14 protein-coding genes are annotated in these 13,187 nt (G+C 72.1%); 7 read left to right on the plus strand and 7 right to left on the minus strand.

Annotated elements, in window-relative coordinates; genetic code table 11:
• Nucleotides 1–30: 30 nt before the first annotated feature.
• Entirely contained in the window at nucleotides 31–1,050 is a 1,020-nt protein-coding gene (locus tag CPH93_RS05975) for a sugar ABC transporter substrate-binding protein (RefSeq protein WP_096212188.1), read from the minus strand.
• 387 nt (nucleotides 1,051–1,437) lie between these two features.
• Complete coding sequence (locus CPH93_RS05980; protein WP_040899785.1) at nucleotides 1,438–2,157, minus strand: GntR family transcriptional regulator; 720 nt, start codon at nucleotides 2,155–2,157, stop codon at nucleotides 1,438–1,440.
• Between the two features lie 356 nt (nucleotides 2,158–2,513).
• Between CPH93_RS05980 and CPH93_RS05985 the strand changes: the two genes are divergently transcribed.
• Nucleotides 2,514–2,912 carry a VOC family protein gene (locus CPH93_RS05985; RefSeq protein WP_093486342.1) on the plus strand — a complete coding sequence of 133 codons (399 nt, stop codon included), beginning with the start codon at nucleotides 2,514–2,516 and terminating at the stop codon, nucleotides 2,910–2,912.
• A 145-nt stretch (nucleotides 2,913–3,057) separates the two neighbouring features.
• Here CPH93_RS05985 and CPH93_RS37210 read toward each other — a convergent pair whose 3' ends face one another.
• The 4 genes from CPH93_RS37210 to CPH93_RS06000 all read right to left on the minus strand — a co-directional run bounded on the left by CPH93_RS37210 (nucleotide 3,058) and on the right by CPH93_RS06000 (nucleotide 5,779).
• Complete coding sequence (locus CPH93_RS37210) at nucleotides 3,058–3,180, minus strand: hypothetical protein (protein WP_269460144.1); 123 nt, start codon at nucleotides 3,178–3,180, stop codon at nucleotides 3,058–3,060.
• 99 nt (nucleotides 3,181–3,279) lie between these two features.
• On the minus strand, nucleotides 3,280–4,107 hold the full coding sequence (locus CPH93_RS05990) for a transporter substrate-binding domain-containing protein (protein WP_173909730.1): 828 nt from the start codon (nucleotides 4,105–4,107) through the stop codon (nucleotides 3,280–3,282).
• A gap of 185 nt (nucleotides 4,108–4,292) precedes the next feature.
• Nucleotides 4,293–4,961 carry a bifunctional 4-hydroxy-2-oxoglutarate aldolase/2-dehydro-3-deoxy-phosphogluconate aldolase gene (locus CPH93_RS05995; protein WP_093486338.1) on the minus strand — a complete coding sequence of 223 codons (669 nt, stop codon included), beginning with the start codon at nucleotides 4,959–4,961 and terminating at the stop codon, nucleotides 4,293–4,295.
• Nucleotides 4,962–5,329: 368 nt separating this feature from the next.
• Nucleotides 5,330–5,779, minus strand: a complete 450-nt coding sequence (locus CPH93_RS06000) for a ribonuclease domain-containing protein (protein WP_093486336.1) — start codon at nucleotides 5,777–5,779, stop codon at nucleotides 5,330–5,332.
• Nucleotides 5,780–6,109: 330 nt separating this feature from the next.
• Between CPH93_RS06000 and CPH93_RS06005 the strand changes: the two genes are divergently transcribed.
• From CPH93_RS06005 to CPH93_RS06030, 6 genes are all read left to right on the plus strand, one after another.
• Nucleotides 6,110–6,499 carry a VOC family protein gene (locus CPH93_RS06005; protein WP_096212189.1) on the plus strand — a complete coding sequence of 130 codons (390 nt, stop codon included), beginning with the start codon at nucleotides 6,110–6,112 and terminating at the stop codon, nucleotides 6,497–6,499.
• A gap of 134 nt (nucleotides 6,500–6,633) precedes the next feature.
• The gene (locus CPH93_RS06010; RefSeq protein WP_096212190.1) at nucleotides 6,634–7,260 is read left to right on the plus strand and encodes a helix-turn-helix domain-containing protein; all 627 of its coding nucleotides are present in this window, start codon (nucleotides 6,634–6,636) and stop codon (nucleotides 7,258–7,260) included.
• A 38-nt stretch (nucleotides 7,261–7,298) separates the two neighbouring features.
• The gene (locus tag CPH93_RS06015) at nucleotides 7,299–7,487 is read left to right on the plus strand and encodes a DUF6126 family protein (RefSeq protein WP_096212191.1); all 189 of its coding nucleotides are present in this window, start codon (nucleotides 7,299–7,301) and stop codon (nucleotides 7,485–7,487) included.
• Between the two features lie 135 nt (nucleotides 7,488–7,622).
• Nucleotides 7,623–10,310 (plus strand): beta-N-acetylglucosaminidase domain-containing protein, encoded by a 2,688-nt coding sequence (locus tag CPH93_RS06020; RefSeq protein ID WP_096212192.1) that lies wholly within the window; start codon nucleotides 7,623–7,625, stop codon nucleotides 10,308–10,310.
• Between the two features lie 194 nt (nucleotides 10,311–10,504).
• Entirely contained in the window at nucleotides 10,505–11,185 is a 681-nt protein-coding gene (locus CPH93_RS06025; RefSeq protein WP_093649245.1) for a transcriptional regulator, read from the plus strand.
• A gap of 38 nt (nucleotides 11,186–11,223) precedes the next feature.
• Entirely contained in the window at nucleotides 11,224–11,526 is a 303-nt protein-coding gene (locus CPH93_RS06030; RefSeq protein WP_093486324.1) for a putative quinol monooxygenase, read from the plus strand.
• Between the two features lie 64 nt (nucleotides 11,527–11,590).
• Here CPH93_RS06030 and allB read toward each other — a convergent pair whose 3' ends face one another.
• Nucleotides 11,591–12,964 carry an allantoinase AllB gene (gene allB, locus CPH93_RS06035; protein ID WP_371129399.1) on the minus strand — a complete coding sequence of 458 codons (1,374 nt, stop codon included), beginning with the start codon at nucleotides 12,962–12,964 and terminating at the stop codon, nucleotides 11,591–11,593.
• Nucleotides 12,965–13,187 lie beyond the last annotated feature (223 nt).

The following is a 13,187-nucleotide window of genomic DNA, read 5'->3' on the forward strand; positions in this document are numbered from 1 at the left end:
TCATGGGGTGGTCCCGTCTTCCCTGAGGCCTCACCGGGTGCCTCGCCCGGTGTACTCGGTGAGCTTCGGTACGTCCTTCGCGCTGACCAGGGCGGGCCCGGTGAGCACCGGCTTGCCGCCGCCGAGCACATCGGCGTTGGCCCGGTGGAGCCACAGCAGGTCCACCGCTTCGTAGCCCTGGAGGTAGGGCTGCTGGTCGACGGCGAAGGTGACGTCCTTGGCCTTGAGCAGCTTGACGACGGCGGAGTTCAGATCGAAGGTCGCGATCTGCGCGGAGCTGCCCGCCTGCTCCTTGGCCTTGACGGAGATCGCCGCCATCGGCGCACCGAGCGTGACGATCGCGTCGATGGCCTTGTCGGACTGCAGCTTCGCCTCGACCGAGGACTGCGAGGCCGGCGCGTTGGTGCCGTCGACATCGAGGTTCTCGACCGTCCCGTGGAACGCCTTGCGGACGCCCGCGCAGCGGTCCTCCAGCGACACATTGCCCTGTTCGTGGATGACGCAGAGGGTCTTCTTCGCGTGCCGCTTGTTGAGCTCCTCACCGACCGCGCGGCCGGCCACCGACTCGTCCTGCCCGATATGCGTCAACGCCCCGTACGCCTTGGAGAACTCACCGCCGGAGTTGATGGTGATGACGGGGATGCCCCGCGCCACGGCCTTGCGGACGGCCGCCTGGACGGCCTCCGGCTTGGCGAGGGTGACGATCAGGCCGTCCACCTTCTGATCGATGTACGACTGGATCAGCGCGGCCTGCTGGGCGCCCTCCTTGTCGTGGGCGTACAGGAACTTCACGTGGTCCTTGGCGGCCGCCTGCTCCGCGCCGTTCTGCACGATGTCCCAGAAGGTGTCGCCGTCCCCGGAGTGGCTGACCATCCCGATCGTCATGTGCGGGGTGGCGGCGTTGCCCGTTCCGCCGCTGCTGTCCGTGGCGTCCTGGGCGCCGGCTGCGGCGCATCCGGTGGTCAGCGCGAGGGTGGTCAGTAAGGCGGCGGCGCAGCGCACCGCGCTGCCGCGGACAGTGAAGGGGCTAGCCGTACGCACGCCGTTCATCGTGGAACCGCCTTTTCTCCCGGCCGCCGGAATGCGGTTGGAGGAGTTTGTAACGGCGCGCACGGAGCCGCGTCAATGGTTTGTCAGAACATTCTGACGACTGGGCTTTAGACGGCCCCGATAAAGCGGGGAATTACGGGTGATATCACCCGGCACGACAGCCTCGGGAGGACGGGGTGGACGGTGTGACGCCCCTCTGGGGCAGCCGTACGGGGCGGGTACGGAGGCATGCCGGAGGCTGGCGACGGCTCCTGCCGCAGGCGGGTGAGGGCGTACGACGGCGCGGCGGGGCACCGGTCGGAGCCGGCCCGCCCGAGGATGCTCCGGCTCGCACGGCCGGACACTCCCGCCCACCGCGGGCGCCGGAAAACCGCGCGCCCGCCCCGCTCAGGGACGTACCAGCAGCTGGAACTCGAAGGCGTACCGGGACGCGCGGTAGACGTGCGAGCCGAACTCGACGGCGCGGCCGGTGTCGTCGAAGGTCGTCCGCTGCATCGTGAGCAGCGGAGCGCCCTCGGGCTCGTCGAGCCGCGCGCCCTCCTCCGCGGTCGCGGCGCGGGCGCCGACGGCCTGGCGGGCGCTGTGCAGGGTGATGCCGGCCGACCGCATCAGGCGGTACAGACCGGTCTCCTCCAGCGCGGCGGTCTCCAGCGGGAGCAGCCCCGCCGGAAGGTGGTTGCGCAGATGCGCGACGGGCTCGCCATGCGTCAGCCGCAGCCGCTCGACCAGCGCGACCTCCGCCCCCTCGGCGATCCCCAGCGCGGCGGCGACCTCGGCGTCGGCCTCGGTGGTGGTGTTGAGCAGCACCCGGGTGGCGGGCTTCTGTCCGGCCGCCTCCAGGTCGTCGTAGAGGCTGCTCAGCTCCAGCGGGCGCTTGACCTGGCTGTGCACGACCTGGGTGCCGATGCCGCGGCGGCGCACCAGGAGCCCCTTGTCGACCAGCGACTGGATGGCCTGCCGGACCGTCGGCCGGGACAGCCCGAGCCGGCCGGCCAGCTCGATCTCGTTGCCGAGCAGGCTGCCGGGTGCCAGTTTGCCGTTCTCGATCGCGGCCTCCAGCTGCTGGGACAGCTGGAAATACAACGGGACCGGACTGCTCCGGTCCACGCTGAACTGGACGGGGCTCCCGGCGCCCAGGGCCTCTTCACTCTCGCGTTTCCCCACGATCGCGAGCGTATCCGCCCGGGCAGATGACGGGAAGTCCGGAGGTCACATTGTCCGGACAAGGGTGCAGGTGAGGGCCCCCAGGCGGGTGCGGGCGGGCGTCCGGGCGCGACGTCCTCCGCGTACGGCGCCCGGGCAGGGGGCTTGCCGAGGTGCCGGCCGCGCCACGGCGTGCCCAGGGGCCGGAAACCGCGGGCGGCGCGGGCGGCCGCACGGAAGAATCCGTCCGGCACCTCCCGCTGCCGGCCCCGGCCCGGCAGCCGCCCCCGGCCGCCCGTCCCGCCCCGAAGGAGCCACCCGTGCCCGTACGCCGCGTCGTCCCCGACCTCCAGTGCGACGCCCTGGAGGAGAACCGCACGTTCTACGGCCTGCTGGGATTCGAGGAGGTGATGAACCAGGGCTGGGTGATGACCCTCGCCTCCCCCGCCAACCCCACGGCTCAGCTCACCTTCCTCACGCACGACAAGACCGCCCCGGTCACCCCCGACCTGAGCATCGAGGTGGAGGACGTGGACGCGGCCTACGCGGCCGTGCTGAGCTCCGGCGCGCAGATCGTCCGGCCGCTCCAGGACGAGGAGTGGGGCGTCCGCCGCTTCTTCGTCAAGGATCCGAACGGCCGGGTGGTCAATGTCCTGGCGCACGCGGCAGCAACCGCCGACGACGCCGCCGCCACCGAGGACGCCGGCACCGGCGGCTGATCGCCCGCGGGTCCAGGCGGCCCGGCCCGGGCCCTCGCTCAGCCGGACAGCTCCTGGCCCGCCCCGCCGCCGTCCGGCGCACCGTTGAGCGGCAGCACGGTCCCCTGCGCCACCGCACACACCCGCTCCGCCCCCGCCTCGTCGATCACCGTCCGTCCCCGAACCCGATGATCCGCGCCCGCACCAGCCGGCTGAACGGCTGGGCGTCCAGCCCCTGTTGCGCCGCCGCCAGATCGAGCACCGCACTCCCCTGCTCCGTACCGGTCATCCCGGCTCCCGCCTCTCACCCGCACCTCGAAACCCGTATGAGCAAACCCTCCCCGAGACTAGAGCGCGCCCTCCAAAACGGCAGGACGTCGCGAGCGCGCTACGTCAGCCAGGCGTCCTCGTACTTCCGGTACGTCCCGTCGTGGGTGGCCAGGTGCACCCACTGGTCCACATAGGCCTTGAACTCCTCGTCGCCGCGGGGCAGGGCGTAGGCCTTTTCGGAGAAGGTGAAGGGCTTGTCCGGGTGGAGCGAGCAGAGTTGGGGGTGGATCTTGGCCTGGTAGCGGGTCTCGCTGGCGTCGGTCATCATCACATCCGCCCGTCCCGCGATGATCTCGTCGAAGATCGTGGTGTTGTCCGGGTGGACCGTGAGGGTGGCGTGCTTGAGGTGGGAGCGGGCGAATTCCTCGTTCGTACCGCCGGGGTTGACGATGACCCGGGTGCCGGGCCGGTCGATCTGCCGCAGCGTCCGGTACTTGTCCTTGTCCGTACAGCGCACCAGGGGCGTCTTGCCGTCGATGCGGGTCGGCTCGCTGAAGTAGACGGAGCGGGCGCGCGCGAGAGTGACGGAGACCCCGCCCATGGCGATGTCACAGCGGCCGGCCGACAGATCGCCGACGAGCCGCGCCCAGGTCGTGGCCACATAACGCGGCCTGGCGTCGAGGCTCTTGGCGAGATCCCGGGCCATCTCGATGTCCACACCGCGGTACCTGCCGGTCCCGGGGTCGCGGTAACTGAAGGGCCGGTAGTCGCCGGTGGTGCAGACCCGCAGCACCCCGCGCCGGGGGACGGCGTCGAGCGCCGAGGTCTTCCCGGCGGCGCGGGAGGCGGTGTCCCGGCCCCGCGCGGGGGCGTCCGAGACCGCCGGGGCGGCGGCGGTGACGGCGAGCAGACAGGCGAGGGCGGAGAGGGCGGCGGCGCGCTTCATCAGGGCTCCTGGGACTCCGGTACGCGGCGGCGTGAGCACACGGTCGAAGCCCTCAGAGTGGCAGAGCTGTGGTGCCGGTGCACCCCATGAGCGGCTGGTGGAACGGCCGCAGGCCCGGGCAGCGGCGAACCGACGGGACTTCAGTCTTCACTAATGGGACTTCAGTCCTCGTAACCGACGGGACTTCAGTCCTCGTAGAGGTCCGCGCTGCCCCTCGTCGTCGGACGGTCCGGGGCGGCCTCGTCGAGGCGGACGAGGAGGTCCGCGGCGCGCTTGGCGACGGTGTCCCGGTCCCCCTCGGAGAGGGCCGCGCCCATCCCTACGGCGACCGCGCCCGCGGCGATCCACTCCGGCGCACTGTCGACCGTCACCCCGCCCGTCGGCAGCAGCGGCGCCTGCGGCAGCGCGGCCCGGACCTCCGTCAGCCAGGACGGATCGTGCGCCGCGGCGGGGAACAGCTTGAGCGCATCCGCGCCGAGTTCGAGGGCGCGGACCATCTCGGTCGGCGTCGACACACCGGGGAAGACCGGCACGCCATAGCGGTGGCCGGTGCGGATAACCTCGGCGTCCAGGCTGGGGGAGACCAGGTAGCGGGCGCCCGCGTCGACCGCCATCCGGGCCGATACCGCGTCAAGGACCGTGCCCGCGCCGATGATCGCGTCGTCACCGAGCTCGCGGGAGAGCGTGGTGACCGCTTCCAGGGCGAACGGGGTGGTGAGAGATATCTCCAGGCTGGTGATGCCGGCTGACAGCAGGGTGTCGGCGGTGGCGCTCGCCTCGTCATAGGTCCTGCTGCGGACGATGGCGAAAACCCGCTGCGCCAGTGCGGCCCGGGTGATCTCCCAGCGATACACGGCAGTTCGCCGTCCTTCCTTGTCTCCGACAGTGCATGCCGTCCGGTACGTGGCCCATGGCGGACAGGGCACGTTCCGGGGCGCTTCCCGGCAGCTGACCACAGAGGGTCTTTTTCCGCCGATGCCCGCCCGCTCCTCGTTTCTACCGAAACGCTACCGGGAACCACTGACAATCCTCTCTCGGGGGTGCGCCCCATGCGCCCCTTCTGCCGAGAACGGGGAGAAGAGGCAGGTCGGAGGGGGCGCACAGCACAGCGGCGGCCGGGGTGCATGGGCACCCCGGCCGCCGTGGACTCCGGACAACGGGCCCAGCGGGTCCGCTACTCCGTTCCTTCTGTTCTCTCTGTTGTTTCTGTTGTTCGCCGGCCTCAGCAGCCGCGGTCGACGAGGGCGAACGACCCGTAGTGGTCGGCGGTGTAGTAGTCCTCGTCCTTCTTCTGGCCGGCCACGATGCGGCGCGCACCACGGTCGGGCGAGCCCGGCGTGACGACGGTGTACTCGTGGTAGTAGTCGGCGCTCTGGTCCGGGAGGACGTGCTCCCGGTTGTCGAAGACCGTGCCGTCCTTCGGATAGGGGTAGGGCCCGCCCTTCGCGATCAGATCGAGGGTGTCATGGGCCTGCGAGGGCAGCTTGGAGTAGCAGACCTTGCCGATGTCCGTGACGTGCGCGGCCGTCGCGTGCGCCGTCGTGGCGTACGAGGTGGCCGGGTGCGTCGTGGCGACGGCAGGGGTGGCGGAAACAGCGGTTCCGCCGATGAGAAGGGCCGATGCGAGGGCGCCTGCGGCGCCGATCCTGGTCATCCGTGGGGGGATTCTCATGCCTCCCAGAATGACGCGCGTAGACATGGCCCTGTCAATCCCAAGCAGCGGAAGTTTTCCGGGAGTTCACACGGTCCCCCCAATTGACCCGCCTTCGACGGAGCGTCAGAAGCGGGTGCGGAAAGTCCCTTTCGCGATCGGGAAGTACGCACGCCGTCGGCCGTCCGCACCCCCCCTCCAGCAGAACGAGCCGTCCCACCGTCAAACGGACCGTGGCCCCGACGGCTTGGGGTTGAATTCACGGGTTGAACGGAATCGGCCCCGGCGCGCAGCGCCACGGGCCGGGCCGGGCCGGACCGACGGCTCGGCCCACATCACTGGAGGTAACCCATGCGGGTCAAAGACTTCGATCACCTGGTGCTCAAGGTGCAGGACATCGAGCGCGCGCTGGAGTTCTACTGCGGGCCGCTCGGGCTGGAGCCGGTCCGGGTGGACGAGTGGCGGGCCGGTGCCGCGCCCTTCCCGTCGGTGCGGGTCAGCCCGAGCACGATCATCGATCTGATCGTCGGCGACGCCCGCGGCGGGTCCAACGTCGATCACATCTGCCTGGTCGTCGAGCCGCTGGACTGGCAGCAGGTCATCGACTCGGGACGGTTCACCGTGGTGGACGGCCCGGGCAGCCGGTACGGCGCACGCGGCGAGGCGCAGTCGATCTACGTCGAGGACCCGGACGGAAACACCGTCGAGCTGCGCTGGTACCCGCAGGACGCCGGGGAGTGAGACCGGCCGGGGTCGTCGCCGGGCAGCCGCCCGGCGGCTCGTAGGCACGGCGGCTCGTAGGCACGGGGGCTCGGGCTTTTTGCCCGAGAGGCAAATCTTTTGCCCGGCGGGTGAAAGGTCGTTATACCGGGGACATGACCGAGCTCCCCGAAGAGCCCTCCGGCGCTCCGCCGGAGGAGCTGTCCACCGTCGCACCGCGCCTGCGTGACCTGCGGCGACGCAGTGGACTCACGCTGGAGACGGCGGCCCGGCTGGTGGGTCTGTCGGCCGCGCATCTCTCGCGGCTGGAGACCGGCCGGCGGCAGCCGTCGCTGCCGATGCTGCTGGCGCTGGCGCGCACGTACGGCACCACGGTATCCGACCTGCTCGGCGAGACCGCGCCGGAGCGGGACCCGATCGTGCGGGCCGGGCGCGCCGAAGCCTCCCGGGCCGGCGGCTGGACGTACTGGACCGTCGGCGGCGCCGGGCGGGCGATGCAGGCGCTGCGGGTGCATGTACCGCAGCGGGCGCAGGGCGAGTTGGTGCGGGTGCATCCCGGCGAGGAGTGGCTGTACGTCCTCGACGGGCGGCTGCGACTGACGCTCGGTGCGGCGGTGCACGTGCTGGATCCGGGGGACGCGGCGCACTTCGACTCGCTGACCCCGCACCGTATCGCCGCCGCCGCGCCGGGCGGGACGGAGCTGTTGTTCGTCCACACCCTGCTGCAGAGCGGGGCCGCCGACCTGTGTCTCGGCGACGACGCGAGGCGCCGCGGGCGGTGAGCCCCGGCGCCGCTCCCGACGGAAGGACCGTAAGCGTCATGCCTGATCAGACCACTCCTGCCACTCCCCCGCCGGCGGGGCAGCTGCCCCAGGCGGCGTCCGGACGGACGTACGTCGAGAACAAGCCGCCCCGTGGGCTGTATGTGCGGGTCTTCATCTACGTCGTCGCGACCCATGTGCTGCTGGCGTTCATGAGTCTCCTGGTGGTCATCGCCAAGACGCGGTGACGCCGGGACCGGCAACGTCCATCCCTTCGGCTCGAAAGTCCATGGCCCCGGCACGGCGGCCGGGTGAAGCCTGCTGGCGCACGCGGCTCGCAGCACTCCCGCCCCGCATGTCGTCGTGCCGAGGAGGACCGAAGGATGCACCGTACCCGCACCGCAGCGGCCACCGCGCTGGCGATGGTCCTGGCCGTGCTCCCTCTGACGGGCATGTCGGGGCCGCCGGGCACCGGCAACGAGCGGGCACCGGACGGCGCCAGGGACCGGCCCGTGGCCGCCGCGGCTCCGTCCCTGTCCCCCACGCCCCGCTCCGTCCAGCGCCGGTCCGACCAGGTCACGCTGACCCCGTCCGTGACCGTCGTCGCAGGTCCGAAGGCCGATGCCGGCGCGCTGTCGGTCGTCGAGGCGGCGCTGGCCGACGCCGGTGCTCAGCACGTCGTACGGGCCGGGCGGGCGCCGGGCGGCGGGCAGCTCGCGGTGTACGTGGACGGCGCGGGCGCGGACCGGGCGCTGGCGGAGCTGGGCGCACGGGGGCCCGGCGGGCTGCCCGCCGAAGGCTATGCGCTGGCCGTCGGCGAGGGTCGGATCGCCTTGTCCGGCAAGGACGCCACCGGCACGTATTACGCCGCGCAGACGTTGCGTCAGCTGCTGCCGCACCGGGCCCGGCCGGGCGTCCGGGTGGCGGGCACCCGCATACGGGACTGGCCGGCCACCCCGCTGCGCGGTGTCATCGAGGGCTTCTACGGCACCCCGTGGTCCCACGAGGCCCGGCTCGACCAGCTCGATTTCTACGGCGCGCACAAGATGAACCTCTATGTGTACTCGCCGAAGGACGATGCCTACCTCCGGGAGAAGTGGCGTGACCCCTACCCCGCGGAGCGGCTCGCGCAGCTCAAGGAGCTGGTGGACCGGGCGCGGCAGCGGCATGTGGAGTTCACCTACGCGCTCTCCCCGGGGCTGTCCGTCTGCTACAGCTCCGACGCCGACCTCAAGGCGCTGACCGCCAAGTTTCAGACGCTGTGGGACATCGGCGTACGGACCTTCGCGGTGCCGCTGGACGACATCAGCTACACGGACTGGAACTGTGCGGCGGACAAGGACCGGTTCGGGACCGGGGGCGGGGCGGCGGGGGCCGCGCAGGCGTATCTGCTCAACCGTGTGCAGCGGGAGTTCATCGCCGCGCATCCGGGCGCCGGGCCGCTGCAGATGGTGCCGACCGAGTACTCCGACGTGCAGTCGTCGCCGTACAAGAAGGCGCTGGCCACCCAGCTGGATCCGAAGGTGCTGGTGGAGTGGACGGGTGTGGGGGTGATCGCGCCGACGATGACCGTCCGTCAGGCCCAGCAGGCCCGGGAGGCCTTCGGGCACCCGATCCTGACCTGGGACAACTACCCGGTCAACGACTATGTGACGAACCGGCTGCTGCTCGGGCCGTTCCACGGCCGGGAGAAGGGGCTGCCGGAGCAGCTGGCGGGGATCACCGCGAACCCGATGATCCAGCCCGCCGCTTCCAAACTCGCCCTGTACACGGTGGCCGACTACGCCTGGAACGACACGGCGTATGACGCCCGGACCTCCTGGGGCGCGGCGATCGAGGAGCTGGCCGGCGGCGACGCCCGGACGGCAGGGGCGCTGCGGGCCTTCGCCGATACCGGTTACTCCTCGGCGCTCAACCCGCAGCAGGCGCCCGAACTGGCCGCCGCCATCGCCGAGTTCACGGCGGGCGGGCCGGCTCGGCGGCTGGATGCGGTGCTGCAGACCCTTGAGGACGCCCCGGCCGTACTGCGCGACCGGCTCCCCGACCGCGGCTTCGTCACGGACAGCGCACCCTGGCTGGACGCGACGCACGCCTGGGGCATCGCGGCACGTACCGCGCTGCGGCTGATCGAGGCGACCAGGGCGGGCGACGGCGCCAAGGCCTGGCAACTACGGCAACAGATACCGGAGTTGGTGCGGACCGCGCAGTCCTTCGTCTATGTGGACATGCGGGGGAAGAAGGTCCCGGTCCTGGTGGCGGACGGGGTGCTGGACACCTTCGTCGACGATGCGGTGGCCGCGCACGACCGGGCGCTGGGGATCACCGGCCGCCCCCGGGCGTCGACGGATCTCGCCGTCTACCAGGACAACGCCCCCTCCCGGATGACCGACGGCGAGGACGCCACGTACTTCTGGAGCGGGGCGGCGCCCCGGGCCGGTTCCGTCGTGGGACTGGATCTGCGGGCCGAGCGTCCGCTGGGCCGCGTCACCCTGTCCATGGGCAAGAGCGACAGCCCGGACGACTATCTGCACCACGGCGTGCTCGAGTACTCCTCGGACCACACGCACTGGCGGCAGCTGGCCGCCTTCGACGGGAAGGCCGAGGTGACCGCCGTACCGCCGGCCGGCACCAAGGCCCGGTACGTCCGGGCGCGGGCCACCAGGGCCCAGGACAACTGGCTGGTGGTACGCGAGTTCACGGTGGCCGGGACCGAGCAGGCGACGGTGACCGGGGGCCCGCCCGCAGCCGGGGGCAGTGCACTGCGTTCGGCCGGGGACGGCGATCCGGCGACGGTCTACCGCGCGGCGCGGGCACCCCAGCCCGGCGAGGCGCTGGCGTTCACTCCCTCCGCACCCCGCACGGCACGGTCCGTGGTGGTGCTGCGGCCGCACGGCGCGCCCGGCCCGGCGGCACGGATCGAGGTCCGTACGGGTGGTGTCTGGCGCACGCTCGGCACCCTGTCCGGTGCGTATACGCGGCTTGCGGCAGGCGACGGTGCGATCGAGGCCGTACGGCTGGCCTGGCGGGACGCGTCGGCGGTCCCCGAGGTCAATGAGGTGATTCTGCACTGAGCGGCGGGCCGCGCGGGACGGCCCCGCCCGCGACGACGCGGTATGCCGGGCGGCCTGCCGCGGCGTCCCGCCCTGACGGGTCCGGGGGCCGGCCGCTTCCCCCGGACGGGCCGCGTCATCGCACCCGCAGCCGGTCTCCCGCGCCCTAATCTGAGGCGCTGGCCACCGCCCTCGCCCCGGAGGAGACCGACACCATGGCCCGACCCGCCCCCGACGCCCCCCGCCAGACCGCGGCCGCCGTGCTCGACGACGCGGTCCGCGTGCTCGCCCCGGACACCGATGCCTACCGGCTGGTCGCGCGGATCGAGGCGGGGACGGCGCCGCGCTCGGTGTTCGCCACCTTCGCCCTCGAACAGCATCAGGTGATCGCCGCCGACCGGCTCAGCTTCCAGCATCTGGCGCGGCGGGCGGACGGTGATCCGCCGGTCGCCGACTTCTTCGATCTGCTCGTCCAGGGCGAGACGCAGGCCCTCAAACAGCTGGCGGGGCTGGCGGACGCCTGTGAGCTGACCGAGCGGGAGATCGCCGAGTACCGGCCGCGCCCCGGCTGTCAGGCGTACCCCTCCTACGCGGCGCGGCTCGCCCTCGGCGGCGAGCCGACCGATGTGGCGATCGCGCTGACCGCCAACTTCGCTGCCTGGGGCGGCTGTTGCGCGATCGTCGAGGCCGCGATGCGGGAGCACTACGCCTTCCCGGAGGCGGCCCGGGACTTCTTCGGGTTCTTCGCCGAGCCGGCGCCGGCCGTCGAGGAGAAGGCCCGCGCGGCGGTGCAGCACGGCCTCGACACCGGCCAGGCGCAGCCGGCCATGGCACACCGCTACGGCCGTCTCCTCCAGGCGTACGAGCTCATGTTCTGGGACGCTGTCGCGGACTGACCCGCCCCGCGCCTCGACCGATCCGAAGGAGAGTCACGGTGCCCTATGGCTACCAGGCGACCTTGAAGGCCCGTCCCGGGCACCGTGACGAGGTGATCGCCATCCTGCTCCGTGGCGTCGACGGCCTTCGGGCCGCGGGGTGCCGGCTGTATGCGGTGGGGGTGTCCGATGTCACCGACCCGGATCTGATCTGGGTGAACGAGCTGTGGGAGTCCAAGGAGCAGCATGACGCCTCGCTGCTCCTCCCGGAGACGAAGGCCGCCATTGCGGAGGCCCTCCCGCTGCTGACGGGCGAGGTCACCGGCCAGGAGCTCACCGTGGTCGGCGGGCTCGGGGTGTAGCGGCCCACGCCGCTCGGCGGGCCGGGGCCGACGCGGCGGCCGCGGGCCGTTCAGCGGCCGCCGCTCATCCGCCGTGCGGCCGCTGCAGCAGCTCACCGGTGGGCTCGGCGAGGGTGGCGCCGTCGTTGATCTGCCGGCCGCGCAGCCAGGTGGACCGCACGACGCCGTGCAGGGTCTTCCCGGCGTACGCGGTGATCTTGTTGCGGTGCTGGAGGGCCTGCGGGTCGACGGTGAAGGTCTCCTCGGGGGCGAGGACCGCGAAGTCCGCGTCCCGGCCGGGCTCGATGGCGCCCTTCCGGTCGAGACCGGCCAGCGCCGCCGGGGCGGTGGCCATCCAGCGCACCACGTCGTCGAGCCGGTGCCCGCGCGCCCTGGCCGCGGTCCAGATGGCGGGCAGGCCCAGCTGGAGGGAGGAGATCCCGCCCCAGGCCGCGCCGAAGTCGGCGGTCTTGAGGTCGGCGGTGGAGGGCGAGTGGTCGGAGACGATGCAGTCGATGGTGCCGTCGGCCAGCCCCGCCCACAGCGCGTCCTGGTTGCCGGCCTCGCGGATCGGCGGGCAGCACTTGAACTCCGTGGCGCCGTCCGGGATGTCCTCGGCGGCCAGGGTCAGGAAGTGCGGGCAGGTCTCGACGGTGAGCTGGACGCCCTCGCGCTTCGCGGCGGCGATCAGCGGCAGCGCGTCGGCGGAGGACAGATGCAGCACATGCACCCGTGCGCGGAGCCGCGCGGCGAGCGCGATCAGCCCGGCGATGGCGTCGTTCTCGGAGACCCGGGGGCGGGAGGCGAGGAAGTCGGCGTACTTGGGACCGTGCGGTACGGGTGCCGCGTCCAGGTGGCCCGGGTCCTCGGCGTGCACGATCAGCAGGCCGCCGAAGCCGGCGATCTCGCCCAGCGCGGCGGCCAGTTGCTCCTGGTCGACCGCGGGGAACTCGTCCACGCCGGAGGGCGACAGAAAGCACTTGAAGCCGAAGACACCGGCGTCGTGCAGCGGCCGCAGGTCCTTGACGTTGCCGGGGATGGCGCCGCCCCAGAAGCCGACGTCGACATGGGCCTTGTCGCGGGCCACCGCGCGCTTGGTGTCGAGGTGCGCCGTGGTCGTCGTGGGCGGCAGGCTGTTCAGCGGCATGTCGACGAGGGTGGTGATCCCGCCGGCCGCGGCCGCGCGGGTGGCGGTCCAGAAGCCCTCCCACTCGGTGCGGCCGGGGTCGTTGACGTGGACGTGCGTGTCGACGAGGCCGGGCAGCAGGGCGTCGTCACCGAAGTCCACCACCCGCGCCCCGGTGGGAGCCGGGGCGTCGTACGGCAGGACCGCGGCGATCGTGCCGTCCTGGACGGTGACGGACGCGGCGCGCGTGCCCTGCGGGGTGACGACGCGTGTGGAGCGCAGCACCAGCTCTCGTTCGGACACCCGGTCCCCTCCTCGTCTCGTGTCTTCCATCGTTGGCCGACGGCGTGTGCGGCGCACGGCCGGCGGGGCGGCCGGACCTCCGGAGCGCGGCATCCGCACCGTCCTGACCGGCAGAATTCAACAGTCTGTTGAATGAGTCTTCACTCCGGACCCCGACCCGTCAAGACGCCGGACGCCCGGGAATCCCATTCCACCCCCTCCCCTTGGAGGATTCCATAGAATGGATAAAAAATTTCGCTCAGCAGAACGTAGC

Source organism: Streptomyces sp. 2323.1 (assembly GCF_900221035.1).
GTDB lineage: Bacteria > Actinomycetota > Actinomycetes > Streptomycetales > Streptomycetaceae > Streptomyces > Streptomyces sioyaensis.